At 39.3% G+C, this 26,019-nt stretch carries 19 protein-coding genes, 1 tRNA gene and 1 riboswitch; of the genes, 12 read left to right on the plus strand and 8 right to left on the minus strand.

From position 1 onward, the window contains the following. Positions 1-69: 69 nt before the first annotated feature. Together nrdE and nrdH are read right to left on the minus strand one after the other, a co-directional pair. Entirely contained in the window at positions 70-2,229 is a 2,160-nt protein-coding gene (gene nrdE / locus JJN14_RS04645) for a class 1b ribonucleoside-diphosphate reductase subunit alpha (RefSeq protein WP_201059065.1), read from the minus strand. 80 nt (positions 2,230-2,309) lie between these two features. Next, positions 2,310-2,528, minus strand: coding sequence for a glutaredoxin-like protein NrdH (gene nrdH / locus JJN14_RS04650; RefSeq protein WP_000259240.1), 219 nt, complete (start codon positions 2,526-2,528; stop codon positions 2,310-2,312). 350 nt (positions 2,529-2,878) lie between these two features. Here nrdH and JJN14_RS04655 point away from each other — a divergent pair, with 350 nt between their 5' ends. Next, positions 2,879-3,142: a phosphocarrier protein HPr gene (locus JJN14_RS04655; RefSeq protein ID WP_000146947.1), complete on the plus strand. Its 264-nt coding sequence runs from the start codon at positions 2,879-2,881 to the stop codon at positions 3,140-3,142. A gap of 5 nt (positions 3,143-3,147) precedes the next feature. Next, on the plus strand, positions 3,148-4,881 hold the full coding sequence (gene ptsP / locus JJN14_RS04660) for a phosphoenolpyruvate--protein phosphotransferase (protein WP_004241506.1): 1,734 nt from the start codon (positions 3,148-3,150) through the stop codon (positions 4,879-4,881). A gap of 70 nt (positions 4,882-4,951) precedes the next feature. On the opposite strand, the gene JJN14_RS04665 is transcribed toward ptsP, so the two are convergent. Beyond that, positions 4,952-6,208: an ISL3 family transposase gene (locus JJN14_RS04665; RefSeq protein WP_201058285.1), complete on the minus strand. Its 1,257-nt coding sequence runs from the start codon at positions 6,206-6,208 to the stop codon at positions 4,952-4,954. Positions 6,209-6,445: 237 nt separating this feature from the next. On the opposite strand from JJN14_RS04665, the gene adcAII reads away from it, so the two are divergent. The 5 genes from adcAII to JJN14_RS04690 all read left to right on the plus strand — a co-directional run bounded on the left by adcAII (position 6,446) and on the right by JJN14_RS04690 (position 17,535). Further along, entirely contained in the window at positions 6,446-7,363 is a 918-nt protein-coding gene (gene adcAII, locus JJN14_RS04670) for a zinc-binding lipoprotein AdcAII (RefSeq protein ID WP_201059066.1), read from the plus strand. A 7-nt stretch (positions 7,364-7,370) separates the two neighbouring features. Continuing rightward, complete coding sequence (locus JJN14_RS04675) at positions 7,371-9,902, plus strand: pneumococcal-type histidine triad protein (RefSeq protein WP_201059067.1); 2,532 nt, start codon at positions 7,371-7,373, stop codon at positions 9,900-9,902. 156 nt (positions 9,903-10,058) lie between these two features. Next, the gene (locus JJN14_RS04680; RefSeq protein ID WP_201059068.1) at positions 10,059-12,641 is read left to right on the plus strand and encodes a pneumococcal-type histidine triad protein; all 2,583 of its coding nucleotides are present in this window, start codon (positions 10,059-10,061) and stop codon (positions 12,639-12,641) included. Between the two features lie 150 nt (positions 12,642-12,791). Then, a complete protein-coding gene (locus JJN14_RS04685) occupies positions 12,792-13,712 on the plus strand; it encodes a metal ABC transporter substrate-binding protein (RefSeq protein ID WP_416069291.1) in 921 nt (306 codons plus the stop codon). Positions 13,713-13,719: 7 nt separating this feature from the next. Beyond that, positions 13,720-17,535 (plus strand): pneumococcal-type histidine triad protein, encoded by a 3,816-nt coding sequence (locus JJN14_RS04690; protein ID WP_201059069.1) that lies wholly within the window; start codon positions 13,720-13,722, stop codon positions 17,533-17,535. 36 nt (positions 17,536-17,571) lie between these two features. On the opposite strand, the gene pepT is transcribed toward JJN14_RS04690, so the two are convergent. Further along, positions 17,572-18,795: a peptidase T gene (gene pepT, locus JJN14_RS04695; protein ID WP_201059070.1), complete on the minus strand. Its 1,224-nt coding sequence runs from the start codon at positions 18,793-18,795 to the stop codon at positions 17,572-17,574. Between the two features lie 153 nt (positions 18,796-18,948). Between pepT and hemH the strand changes: the two genes are divergently transcribed. Next, positions 18,949-20,043 carry a ferrochelatase gene (gene hemH, locus JJN14_RS04700; RefSeq protein WP_201059071.1) on the plus strand — a complete coding sequence of 365 codons (1,095 nt, stop codon included), beginning with the start codon at positions 18,949-18,951 and terminating at the stop codon, positions 20,041-20,043. Between the two features lie 41 nt (positions 20,044-20,084). Here hemH and mscL read toward each other — a convergent pair whose 3' ends face one another. Both mscL and JJN14_RS04710 read right to left on the minus strand, forming a co-directional pair. After that, positions 20,085-20,462, minus strand: coding sequence for a large conductance mechanosensitive channel protein MscL (mscL, locus tag JJN14_RS04705; protein ID WP_020901341.1), 378 nt, complete (start codon positions 20,460-20,462; stop codon positions 20,085-20,087). A gap of 85 nt (positions 20,463-20,547) precedes the next feature. Next, positions 20,548-20,979 (minus strand): GtrA family protein, encoded by a 432-nt coding sequence (locus JJN14_RS04710; protein WP_201059072.1) that lies wholly within the window; start codon positions 20,977-20,979, stop codon positions 20,548-20,550. Between the two features lie 28 nt (positions 20,980-21,007). Then, a riboswitch (PreQ1 riboswitch) is annotated at positions 21,008-21,104 on the plus strand. Between JJN14_RS04710 and JJN14_RS04715 the strand changes: the two genes are divergently transcribed. The 4 genes from JJN14_RS04715 to dapA all read left to right on the plus strand — a co-directional run bounded on the left by JJN14_RS04715 (position 21,102) and on the right by dapA (position 24,231). Continuing rightward, a complete protein-coding gene (locus JJN14_RS04715; protein WP_000737071.1) occupies positions 21,102-21,611 on the plus strand; it encodes a QueT transporter family protein in 510 nt (169 codons plus the stop codon). It overlaps the preceding riboswitch by 3 nt. A gap of 99 nt (positions 21,612-21,710) precedes the next feature. Continuing rightward, a tRNA-Thr gene (locus tag JJN14_RS04720) sits at positions 21,711-21,783 on the plus strand. 379 nt (positions 21,784-22,162) lie between these two features. Next, positions 22,163-23,239, plus strand: a complete 1,077-nt coding sequence (locus JJN14_RS04725; protein WP_201059073.1) for an aspartate-semialdehyde dehydrogenase — start codon at positions 22,163-22,165, stop codon at positions 23,237-23,239. 56 nt (positions 23,240-23,295) lie between these two features. Then, on the plus strand, positions 23,296-24,231 hold the full coding sequence (dapA, locus tag JJN14_RS04730; RefSeq protein WP_042751109.1) for a 4-hydroxy-tetrahydrodipicolinate synthase: 936 nt from the start codon (positions 23,296-23,298) through the stop codon (positions 24,229-24,231). 44 nt (positions 24,232-24,275) lie between these two features. On the opposite strand, the gene mnmE is transcribed toward dapA, so the two are convergent. Next, a complete protein-coding gene (gene mnmE / locus JJN14_RS04735; RefSeq protein ID WP_049509327.1) occupies positions 24,276-25,649 on the minus strand; it encodes a tRNA uridine-5-carboxymethylaminomethyl(34) synthesis GTPase MnmE in 1,374 nt (457 codons plus the stop codon). Positions 25,650-25,786: 137 nt separating this feature from the next. Next, positions 25,787-25,969 (minus strand): 4-oxalocrotonate tautomerase, encoded by a 183-nt coding sequence (locus JJN14_RS04740; protein WP_001117401.1) that lies wholly within the window; start codon positions 25,967-25,969, stop codon positions 25,787-25,789. Positions 25,970-26,019: the final 50 nt, after the last annotated feature.

The raw sequence follows: 26,019 nt of genomic DNA on the forward strand, positions 1-26,019 counted from the left end.
ATGCTTATTCTAGTTTAGCAGGGTGAATGAATCACTTATCTGAGAAAAAGTAGTTTTCTCAAGCAAAGATTAAATCACACAGCTTTCACATTGGTTAGCACCGACTTCTCCACCATCATCTGTAAAGGTACGGACGTAGTAGATAGACTTGATTCCCTTGTTAAAGGCATAGTTACGAAGGATAGACAAGTCACGTGTCGTTTGCTTATTTTCCTTCTTCCATTCGTAAAGACCTTTTGGAATGTCACTACGCATGAAGAGAGTGAGTGAAAGTCCTTGGTCCACGTGCTCAGTTGCAGCAGCATAGACATCAATCACCTTACGCATATCCATGTCGTAGGCAGAAGTGTAGTAAGGAATGGTTTCTGTTGACAAGCCAGCAGCAGGATAGTAGATTTTACCGATTTTCTTTTCTTGACGTTCTTCGATACGTTGCGTAATCGGGTGGATAGAAGCAGAAACGTCGTTGATGTAACTGATAGAACCATTTGGCGCTACAGCAAGGCGGTTTTGGTGGTAAAGACCATCTGCTTGAACCTTGTCGCGAAGTTCAGCCCAGTCAGCAGCACTTGGGATAAAGACATCTTTGAAGAGTTCTTTAACACGGTCTGATTTTGGAACAAACTCGCCAGTCACATATTTGTCAAAGTAGCTTCCGTTAGCATAGTCTGATTTTTCAAAGTTGTGGAAGGTGATACCACGTTCACGCGCGATATTGTTTGATTCTACCAAGGTCCAGTAGTTCATGAGCATGAAGTAGATGCTTGTAAATTCAACAGACTCAGGCGATCCATATTCAATCAATTGTTGGGCAAGGTAGCTGTGAAGTCCCATGGCACCGAGACCAAAGGTGTGGGCTTGGCTATTTCCATGGTCGATAGTAGGAACAGCTACGATGTGCGAACTATCTGTAACGAAAGTAAGGGCACGAACCATAGCACGGATAGAACGACCAAAATCAGGTGAGGTCATCATGTTAACCACGTTGGTTGAACCAAGGTTACATGAAACGTCTGTTCCCATTTGAAGGAATTCTTGAGCATCGTTGATCAAGCTTGGTTCTTGGACTTGAAGAATCTCAGAACACAAGTTACTCATGATAATCTTACCATCAACAGGATTTGCACGGTTAGCCGTATCAATGTTGACTACATAAGGGTAGCCAGATTCTTGTTGCAATTTAGAGATTTCAGTTTCCAAATCACGCGCCTTGATTTTTGTCTTGCGGATATTTGGATTTGCGACTAGCTCATCGTATTTTTCAGTGATGTCGATGTAGTTAAATGGCACACCGTATTCAAGTTCTACTGAGTAAGGGCTGAAGAGGTACATTTCTTCATTTTTACGTGCTAATTCGTAGAATTTATCGGGTACCACGACACCAAGTGAAAGGGTCTTGACACGAACTTTTTCATCGGCGTTTTCTTTCTTAGTTGAAAGGAAGGCGATAATATCTGGGTGGAAGACGTTGAGGTAGACAACACCAGCACCTTGACGTTGACCCAATTGGTTAGAGTAAGAGAAGCTATCTTCGAAAAGTTTCATAACTGGAACGACGCCAGAAGCAGCTCCTTCATAGCCTTTAATAGGTGCGCCAGCTTCACGAAGGTTGCTGAGGGTAATTCCTACACCACCACCAATACGTGAAAGTTGAAGAGCTGAGTTGATAGAACGTCCGATAGAGTTCATATCATCAGTTACTTGGATCAGGAAACATGATACCAATTCCCCACGGCGAGCACGTCCAGCATTCAAGAAGGAAGGAGTAGCAGGTTGGTAGCGTTGGTGGATGATTTCATTGGCAATATCGATTGCAACAGCTTCATTGCCATCAGCGAAATAAAGGGCGTTAAAGAAGACGCGGTCTTCCATACTTTCAAGATAATATTCACCGTCGTTAGTCTTCAAGGCATATTGATTGTAAAATTTATAAGCTGCCATAAAAGACTTGAATTGGAAGTTTTGGTCTTTGATAAATTGAGCCAATTCTTCCAAAAATTCTGGACGGTATTTCTTGATAAAGGCTGTTTCAATGTAGTTGTGTTCAATGAGGTAGTTGATTTTATTCTTGATTGAATCAAAAACCATAGTGTTTGGAACTACATTTTCTTTAAAGAAAGCATCCAAGGCTTCCTTATCTTTATGAAGCATGATTTGTCCATTGATAGGACGATTGATTTCGTTATTGAGACGGAAGTAAGTTACGTCTTCAAGATGTTTTAATCCCATAAAATTTCCCTTATCTAATTACAAAAGAAAGGCTTCTAAGTTAGCCCTAGAAGCAGTTTCTTCTGGATGATGTACTAAGATTATGCTAATTGTTTCAGTTTTCCTGGTTGGAAACCTGAAAAGACTTCAGTTGGTGTTTGGATAACAGGAGCTGCGCTGAAACCGAGCTCTTTAACTTGATCGATGTACTCAGGTTGCTCATCAAGATTGATTTCACGATAAGCGACATTATTACTGTCCAAGAAACGTTTAGTCATCTTACATTGGACACAGTTGTTTTTAGAATAAACGGTTACCATTGTGTAACTCCTCTTTCAAAATAGATTACTTTCTTAGTATATCAGAAAATAAATTTTTGTCAATGATTTAAAACTAAATATAGTGGTCTATTTTTATGCTTAAGCTCACAAAACACAATATATAGTGTTTACTTTGTAAAATAGTGATGATAATCCTACAAGTAGTTTTTTGGAAAACTATATCCTGTGTTTTGTTATCTAGAATAGAAGATTTTCAGCAAGTTATCTGAAAGGAAATCGAATAAATCCCATAAAATGCTTGAAAAAAATCCTAGAAGATGATATAATACCAAATTGTAAGGGTTATCACATATAACTCAAAAAAGAAAGAACAAAAGGAGAGTCAAACTATGGCTTCTAAAGATTTCCACGTAGTGGCAGAAACAGGTATTCACGCACGTCCAGCAACATTGTTGGTACAAACTGCAAGCAAATTTGCTTCAGATATCACTCTTGAGTACAAAGGTAAATCAGTTAACCTTAAATCAATCATGGGTGTTATGAGTCTTGGTGTTGGCCAAGGTGCTGACGTAACTATCTCAGCTGAAGGTGCAGATGCAGATGACGCTATCGCTGCAATCTCAGAAACAATGGAAAAAGAAGGATTGGCATAAGGAAAATGACAGAAATGCTTAAAGGAATCGCAGCATCTGACGGTGTTGCAGTTGCAAAAGCATATCTACTCGTTCAACCGGATTTGTCATTCGAGACTGTTTCAGTCGAAGATACAAACGCAGAAGAGGCTCGTTTGGATGTAGCTCTTGAAGCTTCTCAAAACGAGCTTTCTCTTATCCGTGAGAAAGCTGTAGGTACGCTTGGTGAAGAAGCGGCTCAAGTTTTTGACGCTCATTTGATGGTTCTTGCTGACCCAGAATTGATTGGTCAGATTAAAGAAACAATCCGTGCTAAGAAAGTCAATGCAGAAGCAGGTCTTAAAGAAGTGACTGACATGTTCATCACTATCTTTGAAGGCATGGAAGACAACCCATATATGCAAGAACGTGCAGCGGATATCCGCGACGTGACAAAACGTGTATTGGCAAACCTTCTTGGTAAGAAATTGCCAAACCCAGCTTCTATCAATGAAGAAGTAATCGTGATTGCCCATGACTTGACACCATCTGATACAGCTCAATTGGACAAAAACTTTGTAAAAGCTTTTGTAACAAATATCGGTGGACGTACAAGCCACTCAGCTATCATGGCACGTACACTTGAAATTGCAGCTGTATTGGGAACAAATAACATCACTGAAGTAGTGAAAGACGGTGATATCCTTGCCGTTAACGGAATTACTGGTGAAGTGATTATCAACCCAACAGATGAACAAGCGGCAGAATTTAAAGCAGCTGGTGAAGCTTATGCTAAACAAAAAGCTGAATGGGCACTTTTGAAAGATGCTCAAACAGTGACTGCTGACGGTAAACACTTCGAGTTGGCTGCTAACATCGGTACTCCAAAAGACGTTGAAGGTGTTAACAACAACGGTGCAGAAGCTGTTGGACTTTACCGTACAGAGTTCTTGTACATGGATTCTCAAGACTTCCCAACTGAAGATGAGCAGTATGAAGCATACAAGGCTGTTCTTGAGGGAATGAATGGTAAACCAGTGGTTGTTCGTACAATGGATATCGGTGGAGATAAGGAACTTCCTTACTTCGATATGCCACATGAAATGAACCCATTCCTTGGATTCCGTGCCCTTCGTATCTCTATTTCTGAAACTGGAGATGCAATGTTCCGTACACAAATCCGTGCCCTTCTTCGTGCTTCTGTTCATGGTCAATTGCGTATCATGTTCCCAATGGTTGCCCTTTTGAAAGAATTCCGTGCAGCCAAAGCAGTTTATGAAGAAGAAAAAGCAAACCTTCTTGCTGAAGGTGTTGCAGTTGCGGATGACATCCAAGTTGGTATCATGATTGAAATCCCTGCAGCAGCAATGCTTGCAGACCAATTTGCAAAAGAAGTAGACTTCATGTCAATTGGTACAAACGACTTGATCCAATACTCAATGGCAGCAGACCGTATGAACGAACAAGTTTCATATCTTTACCAACCATATAACCCATCAATCCTTCGCTTGATCAACAACGTTATCAAGGCAGCTCACGCTGAAGGTAAATGGGCTGGTATGTGTGGTGAGATGGCTGGTGACCAAAAAGCTGTTCCACTTCTTGTCGGAATGGGCTTGGATGAGTTCTCTATGTCAGCAACATCTGTCCTTCGTACACGTAGCTTGATGAAGAAATTGGATACTGCTAAGATGGAAGAGTACGCTAACCGTGCCCTTACAGAGTGTTCAACAATGGAAGAAGTTCTTGAACTTCAAAAAGAATACGTTAACTTTGATTAATCGAAAAGTCCTTGCAACTAAGTTGCAAGGTTTTTTGGCTCTTTGTCAACTGTAGTGGGTTGAAGAAAAGCTAAGATCTAGAAAGGACGGATTTCGTCCTTTCTTTTTTGATATTGAGAGCGATAAAAATCCGTTTTTTGAAGTTTTCAAAGTTCCGAAAACCAAATGCATTTCGTTTGATAAGTTTAATGAGATTATTAGTCGCTTCTAATTTGGCATTAGAATAAGGTAGTTGAAGAGCATTGACAATCTTTTCTTTGTCCTTGAGGAAGGTTTTAAAGACAGTGTGAAAAAGAGGATGAACCTGCTTTAGATTGTCCTCAATAAGTCCGAAGAATTTGTCAGGTTCCTTGTTCTGGAAGTGAAAAAGTAAGAGCTGATAGAGATTGTAGTGGTGTTTCAAGTCTTCTGAATAGCTCAAAAGCTTATCTAGAATCTCTTTGTTGGTTAGATGCATGCGAAAAGTAGGGCGATAGAAACGTTTATCACTCAATTTACGACTATCCTGTTGAATGAGCTTCCAGTAACGCTTGATAGCCTTGTATTCATGGGATTTTCGCTCAAACTGATTCATAATTTGGACACGCACACGACTCATAGCACGGCTGAGATGTTGGGCAATGTGAAAGCGGTCGAGAACGATTTTAGCGTTAGGAAAAAGTTTTCTGGAAATATCGTAGTAGGGGCTAAACATATCCATAGTAATGATTTTCACCTGACAACGAACGGCTCTATCGTAGCGCAGAAAGTGATTTCGGATGATAGCTTGTGTTCTGCCTTCAAGAACAGTGATAATGTTGAGATTATCAAAATCTTGCGCAATGAAACTCATCTTTCCCTTAGTGAAGGCATACTCGTCCCAAGACATAATCTCAGGAAGACGAGAAAAATCATGCTTAAAGTTGAAATCATTGAGCTTTCGAATGACAGTTGAAGTTGAAATGGAAAGCTGATGGGCAATATCGGTCATAGAAGTTTTTTCAATCAGCTTTTGAGCAATTTTTTGGTTGATGATACGAGGGATTTGATGATTTTTCTTTATTAGAGGAGTCTCAGCGACCGCTATTTTCGAGCACTGATAGCACTTAAAACGGCGTTTTCTAAGGAGGATTCTAGTAGGCATACCAGTCGTTTCGAGGTAAGGAATCTTAGACGGTTTTTGAAAATCATATTTCTTCATTTGACTTCCACACTCAGGACAAGATGGAGAGTCGTAGTCCAGTTTAGCGATGATTTCTTTGTGAGTATCCCTATTGATGATATCCATAAATTGGATATTAGGGTCTTTGATATCGAGCAGTTTTGTGATAAAATGTAATTGTTCCATATGATTCTTTCTAATGAGTTGTTTTGTCGCTTTTCATTATAGGTCATATGGGACTTTTTTTCTACACAAAAATAGGCTCCATAATATCTATAGAGGATTTACCCACTACAAATATTATAGAGCCGGTTTTTTATAGTTTAATAGCAGAAATTTTATTAACTAGTTCATAAAAAGCTTGACAATAAAAAAAATCGGAGTAGAATATTAACTAGTTAAATAACTAGTTAAGGAGTTTTTATGAAGAAACAAAATTTGTTTTTAGTGTTGTTAAGTGTCTTTCTTTTATGTTTAGCTGCTTGTGGTCAAAAGGAAAGCCAGACAGGGAAAGGGATGAAAATTGTGACCAGTTTCTATCCTATCTACGCTATGGTCAAGGAAGTATCTGGTGACTTGAATGATGTTCGAATGATTCAGTCAAGTAGTGGGATTCACTCCTTTGAGCCTTCAGCGAATGATATTGCGGCCATCTATGATGCAGACGTCTTTGTTTACCATTCTCATACGCTCGAATCTTGGGCAGGAAGTCTGGATCCCAATCTAAAAAAGTCCAAAGTTAAGGTTTTAGAGGCTTCAGAAGGAATGACATTGGATCGTGTCCCTGGTCTAGAAGATGTGGAAGCAGGTGATGGAGTTGATGAAAAAACGCTTTATGATCCTCACACATGGCTAGATCCTGAAAAAGCTGGAGAAGAAGCCCAGATTATCGCTGATAAACTTTCAGAGGTGGATAGTGAGCATAAAGAAACTTACCAGAAAAATGCGCAAGCCTTTATCAAAAAAGCTCAAGAATTGACTAAGAAATTCCAACCTAAATTTGAAAAAGCGAGTCAGAAGACTTTTGTAACACAACATACGGCCTTTTCTTATCTAGCGAAGCGATTTGGACTCAATCAACTTGGTATTGCAGGTATCTCTCCTGAACAAGAACCAAGTCCGCGACAACTAACAGAAATTCAGGAATTTGTTAAAACCTATAATGTTAAAACAATTTTTACAGAAAGTAATGCTTCTTCGAAAGTAGCTGAAACTCTTGTCAAATCAACAGGTGTAGGTCTTAAAACTCTAAATCCTTTAGAGGCAGACCCACAAAATGACAAGACTTATTTAGAAAACCTAGAAGACAATATGAGTGTTCTAGCAGAAGAATTGAAATGAGGAGATTATGAAAATCAATAAGAAATATCTAGCTGGGTCTGCGGCTGCACTTGTTTTAAGTGTGTGTGCTTATGAACTAGGTTTGCATCAAGCCCAAACTGTAAAAGAAAATAACCGTGTTTCATACATCGATGGTAAACAACCAAGTCAAAAGGCAGAGAATTTGACACCTGATGAAGTCAGTAAAAAAGAAGGTATTAATGCCGAGCAAATCGTCATCAAGATTACGGACCAAGGTTATGTGACTTCTCATGGGGACCACTATCATTATTACAATGGTAAGGTTCCTTATGACGCTATCATCAGTGAAGAGTTGCTGATGAAGGATCCGAATTATCAGTTGAAGGATTCAGATATTGTCAATGAAATCAAGGGTGGCTATGTGATTAAGGTAGATGGTAAGTATTATGTCTATCTAACGGACGCATCACATGCTGATAATGTTCGAACAAAAGAAGAAATCACTCGTCAGAAGCAGGAACACGGTAGTAATCACGGAGGTGGTTCTAGCGATAAAGCAGTAGTCGCTGCCAGAGCTCAGGGCCGTTATACAACAGATGATGGTTATATCTTTAATGCATCTGACATCATCGAAGATACGGGCGATGCTTATATCGTTCCTCATGGCAATCACTTCCATTACATTCCTAAGAGTGACTTGTCTGCCAGTGAATTAGCTGCTGCCCGAGCCTTCTTATCTGGTAAAGGTAGTCAAACAAGCTCAGTTGGGTATCGTCCGTCTACAAATTCTTCTATCAGTAGCTCATCAGCGATATCAAATAGTAGTTCATATGGACAAACAAATCAAAGCAATGTTGAGACAAATACTAGAAGATGGGCTCCAAGTGTTAGCCCACAAGTGGATAATAGTTATCAAGCAAGTCCAAGTGAAGATGTATCTAGTCTCTTGAAACAACTTTATGCCTTGCCACTTAGCCAACGACATGTGGAATCAGATGGGCTTGTCTTTGATCCGGCGCAGATTACAAGAAAAACTGCAAATGGTGTTGCAGTGCCTCACGGAGACCATTATCACTTTATCCCTTATTCTCAAATGTCTGATTTAGAGCAGAAGATTGCAAGAATGATTTCTGAAAATTATCAAGGAAATCATACTACTGCAGGTGGCAAAGAATTAAAACCAATTCCGAATCCAAGTCTTCCAAATTTAATTCCATCTCCTGTTTTGCCAGCTCTTACCTTAAAACCTTTGAAACCTATTGTAAAGCCGGCTCCTACTCCAAATCCTAAAATAGACTCAAATTCTTCTTTGGTTAGTCAGCTGGTACGAAAAGTTGGAGAAGGATATGTATTCGAAGAAAAGGGCATCTCTCGTTATGTCTTTGCGAAAGATTTACCATCTGACACTGTTAAAAATCTGGAAAGCAAGTTATCAAAACAAGAGAGTGTTTCACACGCTTTAACTGCTAAAAAAGAAAATGTACCACCTCGCGACCAAGAATTTTATGATAAAGCATATAATTTGTTGGCCGAGGCTCATAAATCCTTGTCTGAAAATAAAGGTCGCGTTTCTGATTTCCAAGCCTTAGACAAATTAGCAGAACGCTTGAATGATGAATCTTCTAATAAAGGAAAATTGGTAGATGATTTATTGGCATTCCTAGCACCAATTACTCACCCAGAGCGACTTGGAAAACCAAATTCTCAAATTGAATATACCGAAAACGAAGTTCGTATTGCTCAATTAGCTGATAAGTATACGACGTCAGATGGTTACATTTTTGACGAACATGATATTATCAGTGATGAAGGAGATGCCTATGTAACACCTCATATGGGCCATAGTCACTGGATTGGAAAAGATAGCCTTTCTGATAAGGAAAAAGCTGCGGCTCAATCTTATACTAAAGAAAAAGGAATTTTACCTCCGTCAGCAGACGCAGATGCTCAAGCAAATCCAACTGGAGATAGTGCAGCGGCTATTTACAATCGTGTGAAAGGTGAGAAACGAATTCCACTCGTTCGACTTCCATACATGGTTGAGCATACAGTAGAAGTTAAAAATGGTAATTTAATCATTCCTCACAAGGATCATTACCATAACATTAAATTTGCTTGGTTTGATGATCATTCATACAAGGCTCCAAATGGTTATACTCTAGAAGACTTATTTGCGACGATTAAGTACTATGTTGAACATCCTAATGAACGTCCACATTCTAATGATGGATGGGGAAATGCCAGCGACCATGTCTTAGGCAAGAAAGACCATAGTGAAGATCCAAATAAGAACTTCAAAGCGGATGAAGAACCAGTAGAGGAAACACCTGCTGAGCCGGAAGTTCCTCAAGTAGAGACTGAAAAAGTAGAGGCCAAGCTTAAAGAAGCAGAAGTTTTACTTGCTAAAGTAACAGATGCTAGTCTGAAAGGCAATGCGACAGAAACCCTAGCTGGTTTACGAAATAACTTGAGTCTGCAAACCATGGATAATAATGGAATCATGGCAGAAGCAGAAAAATTACTTGCTTTGCTAAAAGGAAGTAATCCTTCACCTGTGAATAAGGAAAAAACAAACTAATGAAAAATGAGAGTCTCGATAAAGAGGCTTTCATTTTTATTATGTATATACGAAAAATTCTTGACAAGCAGTACTAAAAAGAGTAAACTATTAACTAGTTAATTAACTGGTTCATTATTTGTGGTGAATCAAATAGAGTTAAGAAAAGAGGAAAGAATGAAAATCAATAAGAAATATCTAGCTGGGTCTGCGGCTGCACTTGTTTTAAGTGTCTGTGCTTATGAACTAGGTTTGCATCAGGCTCAAACTGTGAAAGAAAATAACCGTGTTTCTTACATTGATGGTAAACAACCGAGTCAAAAGGCAGAGAATTTAACACCTGATGAAGTTAGTAAAAAAGAAGGTATTAATGCTGAGCAAATTGTTATCAAGATTACGGATCAAGGTTATGTGACTTCTCATGGAGACCATTATCATTACTATAATGGCAAGGTTCCTTATGATGCTATCATTAGTGAAGAACTGCTGATGAAAGATCCGAATTATCAGTTGAAGGATTCAGATATTGTCAATGAAATCAAGGGTGGCTATGTGATTAAGGTAGATGGTAAGTATTATGTCTATCTAAAGGATGCAGCACATGCTGATAATGTTCGCTCAAAAGAAGAAATTACTCGTCAGAAGCAGGAACACGGTAGTAATCACGGAGGTGGTTCTAGCGATAAAGAGGTAGTCGCTGCCAGAGCTCAGGGTCGTTATACAACAGATGATGGTTATATCTTTAATGCATCTGATATTATAGAAGATACGGGAGATGCCTATATCGTTCCTCATGGTAATCACTTCCATTATATTCCTAAGAGTGACTTGTCTGCCAGTGAATTAGCTGCTGCTCGAGCCTTCCTATCTGGAAAAGGTAGTCAAACAAGCTCAGTTGGCTATCGTCCGTCTACAAATTCTTCTAACAGTAGCTCATCAGAGGCATCGAATAGTAGTTCATATGGACAAACAAATCAAAGCAATGTTGAGACAAATACCAGAAGATGGACTCCAAGTGTTAGCCCACAAGTGGATAATAGCTATCAAGCTAGTCCGAGTGAAGACGTATCCAGTCTCTTGAAACAGCTTTATGCCTTGCCACTCAGCCAACGACATGTGGAATCAGATGGGCTTGTCTTTGATCCGGCGCAGATTACAAGAAAAACTACGAATGGTGTTGCAGTGCCTCACGGAGACCATTATCACTTTATCCCTTATTCTCAAATGTCTGATTTAGAGCAGAAGATTGCGAGAATGATTTCTGAAAATTATCAAGGAAATCATACTACTGCAGGTGGTAAAGAATTAAAACCAATTCCGACTCCAAGCCTTCCAAAACCAATTCCTGCTCCAGAGCCTACCCCAATACCAAGTCCACAACCTGTACCAAATCCTAAACCAACTCCAAGCAATCCAATTGATGGAAAATTGGTAAAACAGGTGATTCGAAAGGTGGTTGATGGTTATGTCTTCGAAGAGAATGGAATTTCGCGTTATATTTCTGCCAAGGAACTTTCAGCAGAAACTGTTGCAGCCATTGATGATAAACTTGCCAAACAAGAAAGTTTGTCTCATGAGTTAGGAGCTAAGAAAACCAATCTTGCATCTGCTGATCAAAAATTTTACAACAAAGTTTATGATTTACTAGCAACAGTTCATCAAGATTTGATTTCCAATAAAGGGCGCCAAGCTGATTTTGACGCTTTGGATAGACTATTGGAACGTCTCAACGATGAGTCAAGTGATAAGGTCAAGTTAGTTGATGATATCCTTGCTTTTCTAGCGCCGATTCGTCATCCAGAACGTTTAGGAAAACCAAATGCACAAATAGCTTACACAGATGATGAGATTCAAGTAGCCAAGTTGGCAGGCAAGTATACAACAGAAGATGGCTATATCTTTGATCCACGTGATATTACCAGTGATGAGGGGGATGCCTATGTAACTCCGCATATGAGCCACAGTCATTGGATTAAGAAAGAAAGTTTGTCTGAAGCTGAAAGAGCATCAGGTCAAGCTTATGCTAAAGAGAAAGGTTTGACTCCTCCTTCAACAAATCATCAAAGTTCAGGAAATACTGAGGCTAAGGGAGCAGAAGCGATTTACAATAGAGTAAAAGCAGCTAAGAAGGTACCACTTGACCGTATGCCTTACAATCTCCAACATACTGTGGAAGTTAAAAATGGAAGTTTGATTATACCTCATTATGACCATTACCATAACATCAAATTTGAGTGGTTTGACGAAGGACTTTATGAGGCACCTAAGGGGTATACTTTAGAAGAGCTATTTGAAACTGTGAAGTATTATGTCGAACATCCAAACGAACGTCCGCATTCAGATAGTGGTTGGGGCAATGCGAGCGACCATGTTCAAAGAAACCACAATAGTCAAGCTGCTAACAATCAAACAGAGAAACCAACAGAGGAGAAACCTCAGACAGAAAAAATTGAGGAGGAAAAACCTCGCGAAGAAAAACCGAAAAATGAGAAAGCAGAATCTCCAAAACCAAAAGAACCAGAGGAATTAGAAGAATCACCATCGGAACCAGAGGAACATCAGGTTGAAACTGAAAAGGTTGAAGAAAAACTGAGAGAGGCGGAAGAGTTACTTAAAAAGATTAAGGATCCAATTCTTAAGTTCAATGCCAACGAAACTCTCACAGGATTAAAAAATAACCTGTTATTTGGTTCTCAGGACAACAATACTATTATGGCAGAAGCTGAAAAGCTATTAGTCTTGTTAAAGGAGAGTAAGTAACTATACAACAATTATATGAGATAAAAAGGGAGCAGAATATGGATTCTGTTCTCTTTTTTATGAAATTGTGTAAAAATTCTTGACATATTTTCTAAATAAAGATAAACTATTTACTAGTTAATTAAATGGTTAAACACTAGTTAAGGAGTTATGGTGAAAAAGAGGACGATTTTAGTATTGATGACCAGTGTATTGGCTCTGGTATTAGCTGCTTGTGGCCAAAAGGAAAGCCAGTCAGGTAAAGGGATGAAAATTGTGACCAGTTTTTATCCTATCTATGCCATGGTCAGGGAAGTATCTGGTGACTTGAATGATGTACGAATGATTCAGTCAAGTAGTGGAATTCACTCCTTTGAACCTTCAGCAAATGATATCGCAGCCATCTATGATGCAGATGTCTTTGTTTACCATTCGCATACGCTCGAATCTTGGGCAGGAAGTCTAGATCCAAATCTAAAAAAATCCAAAGTTAAGGTTTTAGAGGCTTCTGAAGGAATGACCTTAGATCGTGTTCCAGGATTAGAAGATATGGAAGCGGGTGATGGTGTTGATGAAAAAACGCTTTATGACCCTCATACTTGGTTAGATCCTGAAAAAGCTGGCGAAGAAGCCCAAATTATAGCTGATAAACTTTCAGAGGTTGATAGTGAACACAAAGAAACTTACCAGAAAAATGCGCAAGCCTTTATCAAAAAAGCTCAAGAATTGACTAAGAAATTCCAGCCTAAATTTGAAAAAGCGACTCAGAAAACCTTTGTAACACAACATACGGCCTTTTCTTATCTAGCGAAGAGATTTGGACTTAATCAACTTGGTATTGCAGGCATCTCTCCTGAACAAGAACCAAGTCCACGACAACTAACAGAAATTCAGGAATTTGTAAAAACCTATAAGGTTAAAACAATTTTTACAGAAAGTAACGCTTCTTCAAAAGTAGCTGAAACTCTTGTCAAATCAACAGGTGTAGGTCTTAAAACTCTAAATCCTTTAGAGGCAGACCCGCAAAATGACAAGACTTATTTAGAAAATCTTGAAGAAAATATGAGTGTTCTAGCAGAAGAATTGAAATGAGGAGATTATGAAAATAAATAAGAAGAAACTTGCTGCTGGTGCAGCTGTCGTCCTTTCTTTAAGTCTGTGTATTTATGCATTGAATCAACATCAGACAGGAGAGAATAAAGATACGAATCGTGTATCTTATGTCGATGGGAAACAAGACACTCAAAAAACAGAGACACAAACACCAGATCAAGTCAGCAAAAAAGAAGATATCCAGGCTGAACAGATTGTTGTGAAAATTACTGATCAAGGTTATGTGACTTCACACGGTGATCATTTCCATTATTATAATGGGAAAGTTCCTTTTGATGCGATTTTCAGTGAAGAACTTTTGATGAAAGATGCCAATTATCAACTTAAAGACGCTGATATTGTTAACGAAGTCAAAGGTGGTTACATTATCAAGGTGGATGGTAAGTATTATGTTTACCTTAAGGATGTGGCACATGCGGATAACGTTCGTTCGAAGGACGAAATTGAACGCCAAAAACAAGGTCATACTCACGATGCACCAACATCTAATAGTGCAGTGGCGCTTGCTCAATCTCAAGGTCGCTATACTACTGATGATGGCTACATCTTTAATGCATCTGATATTATAGAGGATACTGGTGATGCTTATATCGTTCCTCACGAAGGACATTACCACTACATTCCAAAGAGTTCCTTGTCTGCTAGTGAATTGGCTGCAGCACAAGCTTACCTCTCTGGAACTAGAAATCAGCCTAGTGTGACTGACTATCGTCCAAGTACAAATGGGACTGGTCAAACTACCAAGCCTATTCAACAGGCTGAAATACCAAGTAATAAAGCCGAGAGTCTTCAAAGTCTATTACAGCAGCTCTATGCTCTTCCAAGTACTCAACGATATGCTGAATCGGATGGTTTGACTTTTGATCCTGCTAAGATTTTAAGCAGGACACCGAGTGGTGTAGCGATTCCTCATGGAAATCACTATCATTTCATTCCCTATACAAAGCTTTCTGCATTAGAAGAAAAGATTGCGAGAATGATTCCTCTAACTAGTGACAGTGTGAAACCAACACCATTGGAGAATCCAAGCAAACCAGCAGAAAAACCTACTCAGCAAAACCATCATCATGAGAAAGACGGTGACCATGGAAGTCAGGCCCCTAAGCATGAAGAACATGGACATGACGCTCATCATGATGAAGACCATGATCATGGTTTTGATGCCAATCGTGTCATCAGTGAGGATGAGCAAGGCTTTATCATGACCCATGGTGACCACAATCATTATTTCTTTAAGAAAGATTTGACAGCAGACCAAATTAAGGCTGCTCAAGATCATCTGAAAGGTAAAAAACCATCAGTACCGAGTCCAGCCCATGATGATGAACACGATAACGATAATCATGGCCACAAACATGATGAAGACCATGATCACGGTTTTGATGCCAATAGCGTCATCAGTGAAGATGCGGCAGGCTTTGTCATGAGTCACGGAGACCATAATCATTACTTCTTCAAGAAGGATCTAACATCAGAACAAATCAAGGCCGCGCAGGATCATTTGAGAGGTAAAGCGACAGTAACACCTAGCCCAGCCCATGATGATGAACACGATAACGATAATCATGGCCACAAACATGATGAAGACCATGATCACGGTTTTGATGCCAATCGTGTCATCAGTGAAGATGCGGCAGGCTTTGTCATGACTCACGGAGACCATAATCATTACTTCTTCAAGAAAGATTTGACAGCTGACCAAATTAAGGCCGCACAGGATCATTTGAGAGGTAAAACGACAGTAATACCTAGCCCAGCCCATGATGATGAACACGATAACGATAATCATGGCCACAAACATGATGAAGACCATGATCACGGTTTTGATGCCAATCGTGTCATCGGCGAGGATGAGCAAGGCTTTGTTATGAGTCACGGCGACCACAATCATTACTTCTTCAAGAAGGATTTGACAGCAGATCAAATTAAGGCGGCTCAGGACCACTTGAAAACCCATCATGATACAGAGCCTGTAAAACCTCTTGCTAAAACGGTAGAGTCTTTCTCAAGAGATGCTAGCGATGAAGAAAAAATTGCTTACATTTCTAAGACCTACGGTGTTCCACTTGAAGCGATTAGAATTTCAAACGGATTCTTTGTCTTTGGAAATCCTGACCAAGCCTACGATCCAACTCATATCCATCCCTATGCTGTTCGTAAGGAACATGTTCGTTTGCCACTCCAAACTGGAAATCCAGAACTTGATTTCCTAAATGAACTCTATACCACTGCCTTACGTGATGGTGTGTCTCCTTATAGCTTACAGGTAGAAAATGGTAGTTTTGTGATTCCTCATGGTGACCACAATCACTACATCAAGGTTCAAACAAAGGGATATGAAGTGGCTTTGAAAAACAAGATTCCAGCTCTCCAATCCAACTATCAACCTGGAGCTTTTGATGAGAAGGCAGTCTTGGCAAAAGTAGATCAACTTCTAGCTGAAAGCAGAAGCATCTACAAAGATAAACCTATTGCACAAAGACAGATTGAGTTAGCCTTAGGTCAGTTTACTGAAAACATGAAGAAATTGGCAACTAATTCTACAGCAGGTTATCTTGCAACACTTGATCTCTTTGATAAGCAATATATCCATATCGATGAAAGTGTCAAACCTGTTGAAACAAGTGCTTTAGATAAGAAATATCAGGCCTTGATTGATAAAATCAACACACTGGATACAGACACTTATGGACTTCCTAAGAAAGACCTACTCGTTCGACTCCAAGAAGCTAAGTTAGCTAAAGATGAGGCTGGTTTAGCAGCGGTTGAATCACAACTTCAAGCTCTTCAAGACTTTAATGATCGAACAGGTGTTACAACTGTAGAATACATCAAGTATTTCTACGAACACGTAAATGACGGTCGTTTAAATGATGAACTTCGAAACAAAGTGGCTCAGTTGACTTGGACCTTGTATCAATCTCAATCCTTCCTGAAGGCAGCAGAATTGAACAAATTATTCCCAAGTATCTATCAAGCAAAACAAGAAGTGGAAGAAGCTTTGAAAGCTCAACCAACTACTGCTAAATCAAGTCAGACAGTTCTAGATACTGAAAAAGTAGATAACCAAAGTGCTAAGACAGCTATTTATGCCTTCTTGAAAGAATTGTACGGAGACTTTATGCTTGAAGAGCATGTCAATCATGTTAGCAAGGAACAAGTAGAAAGTCTCTTGAGCAAGGCAACTCAACTTTTGGAACAAATCCAAGAAGAAGGAATCAGACAATCCTTGGCAGAAGAAGTAGAAAATCTCAAAGCTGCCACAAACAAGGCTGATGCAGACTTGGATGAAGTAAACAGCCAGGTAAAAGATGTCTTGACTCGTATCGCTAGCGCCCTTCAACAAGAGAAGGAAAATGCAGAGCAAGATCCTCAGACACTTGTACTCTATCAAAAACTCTACGATATTCTTATGTCGCTTCACGCATACTTAGAAAACAATAAGGGTTCTGATGCCGACTTTGATAAGGTGGATGCATTACTAGATCAACTTTCTGCTAAGAGTAAGGATAAAGCCGCTTTACTTGAATTGACAAAAGCTATCCTAGTCTTGAATCAAGAAATCAAGTCAAAATCAAACGCGAGTGAAGAAGCAAGTCCAGCGACAAATGCTGAGTCAAATGATGATAAGACAAGTACCAAAACTGAAACATCAGTAGCTACAGAATCTAACAGTGAAACTGCAAGGGACGAAAACAAACCAAGCAACACAACCGATTCTAAACCTGCTGAACCAGTTTCAGAAAAGGAAACAACAGAATCTACAACAAGTACTGGAAATCAAGAAAAACCTGCTGAATAACTAAAAAAGACGAGGTAGCTTTGCTACATCGTCTTTTTAGTCTTTATAAGCTACGATACCAATGATGGTATCAACTGCACGTTCCATAGTCTGAAGGCTGACGTATTCAAAACGTCCGTGCATGTTTTCACCACCCGCAAAGATATTTGGAGTTGGGATTCCCATAAAGGAAATTTTAGAGCCGTCTGTCCCTCCACGGATTGGTTCGATTATAGGAGTGATACCTAAATCTTCCATAACGGCTTTAGCAATGGTAATTGGAGTCATATCTTTTTCAATGACTTCTTTCATATTGTAGTACTGGTCTGTCAAGTTTAGAGTGACACGGTCGCTACCAAGTTCTTGATTCATCTTATCAGTGATAGACTGCATAGCTGCTTTACGAGCTTCAAAGGCATCTTTTTCAAAATCACGAATGATGTAGCTTGCACGCGCCTCTTCGACACTACCTGTCACATCCATTAGGTGGTAGAAGCCTTGGTAACCTTCTGTTAACTCAGGTCGGTCATTCTCTGGAAGTTGATTATGAAAATCAATTGCTAGCTGAAGGGCATTGACCATCTGATCTTTGGCGGTACCAGGGTGGACATTGCGTCCTTGGAAATGCAATTCAGCCCCAGCTGCTGAGAAAGTCTCGTACTGAAGTTCTCCGAGAGGTCCGCCATCTACAGTATAGGCAAAATCAACATCAAAATCTTCTGCATCAAATTTATTAGCACCAACACCGATTTCCTCATCTGGACCAAAACCAACACGAATCTCACAGTGTTTGATTTCAGGATGGGCAGTCAGATATTCAATAGCAGTCATAATTTCAGCAATCCCTGACTTGTCATCAGCTCCTAGTAAGGTTGTTCCATCGGTTGTGATGAGTGTTTGTCCTGGATATTTTTCAAGACTCTTGAAGTCGGCTGGATCGAGTTTGAAACCAGAATTTCCAAGTTCAATCACACCACCATCGTAGTTTTCAATTACCTGTGGATTGACTCCTTCGGCATTAAAATCAGCAGTATCCATGTGAGATATAAAGCCAATCTTACGTGTTAAAGATGGATCATTGGCTGGCAAGGTTCCAATTGCAAAACCATTTGGTAGATAATAAACATTTTGTAATCCAACACGTTTCATTTCAGGAATAAGAACATTGGTTGCAAAGTCAACCTGACTCTGCGTACTTGGAGTAGTAGTAGAGTGTTCATCAGAGCGCGTGTTGACCTTAACGTAGGTTAAGAAGCGGTCCAAGAGATTGGGATAAGTCATAAAAAACTCCTTTTGAATTCATTTTTTCCATTGTATCATAGAAAAGAGAGAAAAACAAAAGACTGAAGTTAGGGAAATTCGCTATGTTGGCGTTTACTTATCAACGAATTCATGATAAAATAAACTTGATAAAAATATCACAAGGAAGCGATTATGAAAAAAGCAATTTTAATGATGACTTTCGGTTCGCCAGAAGAGATTACCTTTGAAGGTGTGGCTGATTTTTTCACAAATATTCGTCGTGGAGTGAGACCTCAAGACCACGAGATTCAAACTCTCTATGATAATTATGTACTAATTGGAGGGACGCCTCTGCAAAAAATTACTCGAGAAGAGGTTGCCTTGGTAGAAGCTAGGTTGGGGAATGAGTATAGTGTTTATTTTGCTAATAAGTTTTCCAGACCTTTTATTCCAGATGTGATTGGTCAGATGGAAGCAGACGGCATTGAACAGTGTATTTGCCTGATTTTGGAGCCCCATTATTCTTTTTACTCTGTCATGGGATACGAGAAATTTTTAGAAAGCAAACAAATTCAATTTTTAGTTATCAAGGACTGGTATCAAGAAGAAGCGCTCTTAAACTATTGGGCAGATGAAATTGATAAGATTTTAAAAGAAGAAGTAAAGCAGGATAGCTTTAAAGTCATCTTTTCAGCTCATAGTGTACCAATTTTTGCCTTGGATTTTGGAGACCCTTATATCGACCAAATTTTTGAAAATAGCAAGCTAGTCGCTGAAAAGCTGGGTTTGAGTTCCGAGCAATATACTAACACTTGGCAAAGTGAAAGTGATATCGGGATTCCATGGATTAAGCCAGATGTCTTGGAGTATCTTAGAGAGCAGAAAGAACATCCAGACCATTATATTTTCGTACCTATTAGTTTTATCAGTGAGCACATTGAAGTCTTGTTTGACAACGATGTGGAATGTTATGACTTGTGTCAGGAATTTGGGGTGAACTATCATCGTCCACCAATGCCAAATACAGATTCTCGTTTGATTGATGCCTTGGTCAATACAGTCAGAGCCAATGAACATCAAGAATTTAAGGAATTTCTCCCAGAAGAAGAAACCTTTGATGAGTTAGTTCCTTCAGATGAGACTAAAAATATTTTGGCCGAATCTGAAGATTTACAAATGCCGGAATTTGTGAAAAAACTGATTGAGAAAAAAGGTCGGGAAAATGTTAAGATGCCTTATCTTATTAAGAAAATGCTTGAAAAAGCAGGCAAGTTAACTAAAGAGTAAAGAAAAAAGGATTTAGCCTTGCGCTAAATCCTTTTAATTGATTATTTTTTCTCAAGAAGAGCTTTGATTTCCTGAAGTACTTCCAACTCAGTTGGACCAGCTGGAGCTTCTTCAGCTTCTTCTTTCTTAGTAAGGCTTTGAGCTTTTTCAATACCTTTGATAACGAAGAAGAGAACAGTACCGATAACTAGGAAGTTGATAACAGCACTCAAGAATTTACCATATGTAACACCATTCCAAGCAAGCTCAGCGATGTTTTGTACTTTCGCAGCTTCCAAGGCTGGATTCAAAATAAGTGGAGTGATGATATCGTTAACAAGTGATGTAACGATTGCACCAAAAGCAGTAGCAATGATTACACCGACAGCAAGGTCAACAACGTTACCACGAAGCAAAAATGCTTTAAGATCTTTTAACATTTTCATAATTTCCTTTCAAAAAATTTTTACACTTTATTATATATTAATTAAGAAGTTCTTGCAAGCTATATGCTTAAATTTTTTCTTATTTTTTAAAAATAAATACCTTACTAAAAATGTAATTGAGGATAATTATTAAGAATTGTGCAATAACTGTTTCAATACTATTCACCTCATTAATATTATAATTTACAAATTGCCCGATAATATTAGGAAACTGAGTTACAAAGAGAAAAGTTAAAAACAAGTCTAAAAGAAAAGTAGAAAGACGTGCCAGAGTAAATTTCACTAAACGGTTTGGCCAATTCTGCCTATCTTGTTTAAATACGATTGTATCATTTGTAATAAATGCAAACAGGATACCGATAACATTTGCTAGTCCAGTAGCAAGCAGTTCTCTATGAGTTAGTTGATAAATGAATAATCTAGATAGAATGGAGACAAGAGTAGTTGCTATTCCAAAAAAGAGATAGGCTAAGAGCTCATTCTCGAAGAGACTTTGAATGTGTTTTTTCATGCTTTTAGTATAGCATAAAGCAGGCTATTGTGCTATACTAGTAAGGTTGATTGAACCAACCCTTGGTGCTTAGCTTCTTTCACCAAGCATATTAAACGCGAGTAATCGCCAAAGGAGAACAAATGAAAAAATTAACTATTCGTGATGTAGCAGACATTGCAATTGTTGCTGCTATCTATGTCGTTTTAACTGTAACACCGCCCCTAAATGCTATTAGCTATGGTGCTTATCAGTTCCGTATTTCAGAAATGATGAACTTTATGGCTTTTTACAATCCTAAGTACATCATCGGAGTTACTATTGGTTGTATGATTGCTAATTTCTTTAGCTTTGGATTGCTAGATGTCTTTGTTGGTGGTGGATCAACCTTGGTCTTCCTCAGTCTAGGTGTTTGGCTTTTTGCAAAATACAGCAAAGACTACCTCTTTAATGGATTAATTCGAAAAGATCATTTCTTCTTTTCAATCCTCTTTTCAATTTCCATGTTTACCATCGCCGCAGAGTTGAATATTGTAGCAGAATTACCATTTTTCCTTACTTGGTTTACAACAGGAATTGGTGAATTTGCCTCATTAATTATTGGAGCGATTATTATCGGTAAAATTGGTCGTCGAATTGATTTAAGCAAATAGAAGAAAATAAGCTAGGTAACTCTTACCTGGCTTTTTCTTATGGAAAATTTCTAAGGAAACTTGACAAGATTTTCTAACTATAGTATACTTTTTAAGTAAGCTGATTTAGCTCAGTTGGCAGAGCGCATCCATGGTAAGGATGAGGTCGCCGGTTCAATCCCGGCAATTAGCATGATATTTACAGGGAAACTCTTGAGCACAAGAGTTTTTTCTTATGCTCAAGAGAAAAAATTCTGACTTTTGTATAATAAAAGTCATCCTGCAAAAATTTCTTATTGACAAAACCACTTATTTCTAGTAATATAATAGACGCGATGAGTCGATAGGTAGTCTTCGGACTACTATTGAGCATAAGGAGGTCATAACGCAGGAGCGGACCTTGATGAGTTGTGTGAACCTGCTCATCACATGAAGATGCCTCTTAGTCCCTAGTTTAGCGACTGGGGATTTTTATTTTCCAAAAAATGATGAAAAAGCTTTGCAATTCATGGAAAAAGTAGTATAATACATCTATTATAGAAATTTTTAGAAAATTCCGAAAGAGGTTATTTATGGGATATACAGTTGCTGTAGTCGGCGCGACAGGTGCTGTCGGAGCTCAGATGATAAAAATGTTGGAAGAATCAACACTTCCAATCGATAAAATTCGTTTACTTGCTTCTGCACGTTCAGCAGGCAAGACTTTGAAATTTAAAGATCAAGATATTACGATTGAAGAAACGACTGAAACAGCTTTTGAAGGAGTTGATATTGCTCTCTTTTCAGCAGGTGGTTCTACATCAGCTAAATATGCACCATACGCAGTTAAAGCTGGAGCGGTAGTAGTAGATAATACATCTTACTTCCGTCAAAATCCAGATGTTCCTTTGGTTGTTCCAGAGGTCAATGCTCATGCACTTGATGCCCACAACGGTATCATTGCCTGCCCTAACTGTTCAACAATCCAAATGATGGTGGCTCTTGAGCCAGTTCGCCAAAAATGGGGCTTGGACCGTATCATTGTTTCAACTTACCAAGCAGTTTCAGGTGCTGGTATGGGAGCAATTCTTGAGACACAACGTGAACTTCGTGAAGTCTTGAATGATGGAGTGAATCCACGTGATTTACATGCCGAAATCTTGCCTTCAGGTGGTGACAAGAAACACTATCCTATTGCCTTCAATGCTCTTCCACAAATTGATGTCTTCACTGACAATGATTACACTTACGAAGAGATGAAGATGACTAAGGAAACTAAGAAAATTATGGAAGATGACAGCATTGCAGTATCTGCAACATGTGTGCGTATTCCAGTCTTGTCAGCTCACTCTGAGTCAGTTTACATCGAAACAAAAGAAGTGGCTCCAATCGAAGAAGTGAAAGTAGCTATCGCAGCCTTCCCAGGTGCTGTTCTTGAAGATGATGTAGCTCATCAAATCTATCCACAAGCCATCAATGCAGTTGGTTCACGTGATACCTTTGTTGGTCGTATCCGTAAAGACTTGGATGCTGAAAAAGGAATCCACATGTGGGTTGTTTCAGATAACCTGCTCAAAGGTGCTGCTTGGAACTCAGTTCAGATTGCAGAAACTCTTCACGAACGTGGATTGGTTCGTCCAACGGCCGAATTGAAATTTGAATTAAAATAGTCATATTGTTTAGGAGTTCAGATGAACTCCTTCTTTGAAATAGAGAGGTGTTTCTCATGTCTTATCAAGATTTAAAAGAGTGTAAAATCATCACAGCCTTTATTACTCCCTTCCACGAGGATGGTTCCATCAACTTTGATGCCATTCCAGCCTTGATTGAGCATTTGTTGGCGCATCATACGGATGGAATTCTTCTCGCAGGGACCACTGCTGAGAGTCCAACCTTAACCCACGATGAAGAGTTGGAACTGTTTGCAGCTGTACAGAAAGTTGTCAATGGGCGTGTTCCTTTGATTGCGGGTGTGGGTACCAATGATACGCGTGACTCTATCGAGTTTGTCAAAGAAGTAGCAGAGTTTGGTGGTTTCGCAGCTGGGCTTGCTATTGTTCCTTACTACAACAAACCTTCTCAAGAAGGGATGTATCAGCACTTTAAAGCTATTGCAGATGCTTCTGACTTACCTATTATTATCTATAATATTCCAGGGCGTGTGGTTGTCGAATTGACTCCAGAAACCATGCTTCGTTTGGCTGACCATCCAAATATCATCGGTGTCAAAGAATGTACTAGCTTGGCAAATATGGCTTACTTGATTGAGCATAAGCCAGAGGAGTTTTTGATTTATACAGGTGAGGATGGAGATGCTTTCCATGCCATGAACCTTGGTGCGGATGGGGTTATTTCTGTTGCCTCCCATACAAATGGGGATGAAATGCACGAGATGTTTACGGCCATTGAAGAAAGCGATATGAAGAAAGCAGCAGCAATTCAGCGTAAGTTCATTCCTAAGGTTAATGCCCTCTTCTCTTACCCAAGTCCTGCCCCAGTCAAGGCCGTTCTTAACTACATGGGATTTGAAGCTGGACCAACTCGTCTACCTCTTGTTCCAGCACCAGAAGAAGATGCCAAACGCATTATTAAGGTTGTTGTAGATGGCGACTACGAAGCAACTAAGGCAACTGTAACAGGTGTCTTAAGACCAGATTACTAATAATTACAATAAAATCCATGACCGATTGAACGATCATGGATTTCTTATTTTCCTAAACAGAATTGGCTAAAGAGTTGGGTGATGAGTTCATCTGGAGCAGCATCTCCAGTAATTTCTCCGAGAATTTCCCAAGTACGGGTCAAGTCAACTTGAAGCAAGTCAACTGGCATACCTAGTTCCAGCCCTTCATTAACAGCCTGTAGGCTTTCAACAGCCTTCTCAATCAAGGAAATATGACGGGCGTTTGACAAGTAAGTAGCATCTTGCTCAACCAAACCAGCATTTTCAAAGAAGAGGTTGTTGATTCTCTCTTCAATCTTATCGATGTTTTGGTTTTTAAGGACTGAGATACGAATAACGTCTTCAGGGAGTTCTGAAGCTTCAATTGCTTCAGGAAGATCAGTTTTATTAAGAAGAATAATAAGGTTTGTATCTTGGCTAATTTCAAGAAGTTGTCTGTCTTGAGCAGTCAGTGGTTCACTAGCATTTAGCACTAGTAAAACTAAGTCAGCTTCCTTAAGTGCTTTTTTTGAACGCTCAACTCCAATTTGTTCAACGATATCATCCGTTTCACGGATACCAGCTGTATCAATCAATTTGAGAGGAACACCATTGATGTTGACGTATTCTTCAATGACATCTCGAGTAGTACCAGCAATATCTGTAACGATAGCCTTGTCCTCACGCAAGAGGTTGTTGAGAAGGCTTGATTTCCCAACGTTGGGACGGCCGATGATAGCAGTGGAAATTCCTTCACGAAGGATTTTACCACGACGTGCTGTTCTAAGGAGATTAGTTAGCAATTGCTCAAACTCCATAGTCTTCTCACGAACAACAGCAGTAGTCGCTTCTTCAACATCATCATATTCAGGATAGTCGATATTGACCTCAACTTGGGCAAGTGTATTGAGGATTTCTTGACGGGTATTATTAATCAGGTCAGAAAGGGAACCATCAAGTTGTTTGACCGCAATGTTCATGGCCTTGTCTGTCTTGGCGCGGATGATATCCATCACCGCCTCAGCCTGAGTCAAGTCCACACGTCCATTTAGGAAGGCACGTTTGGTAAATTCACCAGGTTCAGCCAATCGAGCTCCTTCACGGATAGCTAGTTGGAGAATCTCATTGGTCACCGCAATCCCACCGTGAGTGTTAATCTCGATAATATCCTCACGAGTGAAGGTCTTTGGAGACTTCATAGCTCCAACCATAACCTCGTCCATGACTTTACCAGTCAGAGGATCAATAATGTGACCGTAGTTGAGAGTGTGGCTAGCAACCTGTCTCAAGTCTTTCCCTTTAAAAATCTTTTGCGCAATAGCAAAACTTTCTGTTCCGCTCAGGCGGACAATACCGATAGCTCCTTCACCTAGTGGAGTAGATATAGCAGCGATGGTATCAAATTCACGTGTAATCATAATGTTTCCTTTAATAAATAGCTCTTTTCTTGGAAAATTCTCCAAGTGTCTTTTCAAATTGTAACAAATTTGGACTATTTCTTCAATGGATGCTACTTGGAGATTGAAAAAGCCTAAGCAATTCTGCTTAAGCTAGCTTATTTGGTGCGCATTTCACCTTGAGGGAAGTAAGTTCCTTCTGGCATGTCATTGATGATGACATGAACAGCAGATTGAGGTGCTCCAGTGTTACGGACAACAGCTTCCGTTACTTCCTTAGCAAGAGCCTTCTTTTGCTCGAGCGTGCGTCCTTCAAATAAATCGATGCGTACAAATGGCATAATAGCTTCCTCCACTAGTTTTTGATTTCTTCTATTTTACCACATTTTGC

The organism is Streptococcus mitis (genome assembly GCF_016658865.1).
In the GTDB taxonomy this organism is placed as follows: domain Bacteria; phylum Bacillota; class Bacilli; order Lactobacillales; family Streptococcaceae; genus Streptococcus; species Streptococcus mitis_BT.

Excerpts from the sequence above, each read along its gene's own strand:
- JJN14_RS04680 (WP_201059068.1), top strand. The coding sequence starts at position 10,059 with ATGAAAATCAATAAGAAATATCTAGCTGGGTCTGCGGCTGCACTTGTT.
- JJN14_RS04675 (WP_201059067.1), top strand. The coding sequence starts at position 7,371 with ATGAAAATCAATAAGAAATATCTAGCTGGGTCTGCGGCTGCACTTGTT.
- JJN14_RS04710 (WP_201059072.1), bottom strand. The coding sequence starts at position 20,979 with ATGAAAAAACACATTCAAAGTCTCTTCGAGAATGAGCTCTTAGCCTAT.
- JJN14_RS04740 (WP_001117401.1), bottom strand. The coding sequence starts at position 25,969 with ATGCCATTTGTACGCATCGATTTATTTGAAGGACGCACGCTCGAGCAA.
- JJN14_RS04725 (WP_201059073.1), top strand. The coding sequence starts at position 22,163 with ATGGGATATACAGTTGCTGTAGTCGGCGCGACAGGTGCTGTCGGAGCT.
- nrdE (WP_201059065.1), bottom strand. The coding sequence starts at position 2,229 with ATGGGATTAAAACATCTTGAAGACGTAACTTACTTCCGTCTCAATAAC.
- pepT (WP_201059070.1), bottom strand. The coding sequence starts at position 18,795 with ATGACTTATCCCAATCTCTTGGACCGCTTCTTAACCTACGTTAAGGTC.
- JJN14_RS04685 (WP_416069291.1), top strand. The coding sequence starts at position 12,792 with ATGGTGAAAAAGAGGACGATTTTAGTATTGATGACCAGTGTATTGGCT.
- JJN14_RS04690 (WP_201059069.1), top strand. The coding sequence starts at position 13,720 with ATGAAAATAAATAAGAAGAAACTTGCTGCTGGTGCAGCTGTCGTCCTT.
- nrdH (WP_000259240.1), bottom strand. The coding sequence starts at position 2,528 with ATGGTAACCGTTTATTCTAAAAACAACTGTGTCCAATGTAAGATGACT.
- mnmE (WP_049509327.1), bottom strand. The coding sequence starts at position 25,649 with ATGATTACACGTGAATTTGATACCATCGCTGCTATATCTACTCCACTA.
- JJN14_RS04655 (WP_000146947.1), top strand. The coding sequence starts at position 2,879 with ATGGCTTCTAAAGATTTCCACGTAGTGGCAGAAACAGGTATTCACGCA.
- JJN14_RS04665 (WP_201058285.1), bottom strand. The coding sequence starts at position 6,208 with ATGGAACAATTACATTTTATCACAAAACTGCTCGATATCAAAGACCCT.
- adcAII (WP_201059066.1), top strand. The coding sequence starts at position 6,446 with ATGAAGAAACAAAATTTGTTTTTAGTGTTGTTAAGTGTCTTTCTTTTA.
- ptsP (WP_004241506.1), top strand. The coding sequence starts at position 3,148 with ATGACAGAAATGCTTAAAGGAATCGCAGCATCTGACGGTGTTGCAGTT.
- dapA (WP_042751109.1), top strand. The coding sequence starts at position 23,296 with ATGTCTTATCAAGATTTAAAAGAGTGTAAAATCATCACAGCCTTTATT.
- mscL (WP_020901341.1), bottom strand. The coding sequence starts at position 20,462 with ATGTTAAAAGATCTTAAAGCATTTTTGCTTCGTGGTAACGTTGTTGAC.
- JJN14_RS04715 (WP_000737071.1), top strand. The coding sequence starts at position 21,102 with ATGAAAAAATTAACTATTCGTGATGTAGCAGACATTGCAATTGTTGCT.
- hemH (WP_201059071.1), top strand. The coding sequence starts at position 18,949 with ATGAAAAAAGCAATTTTAATGATGACTTTCGGTTCGCCAGAAGAGATT.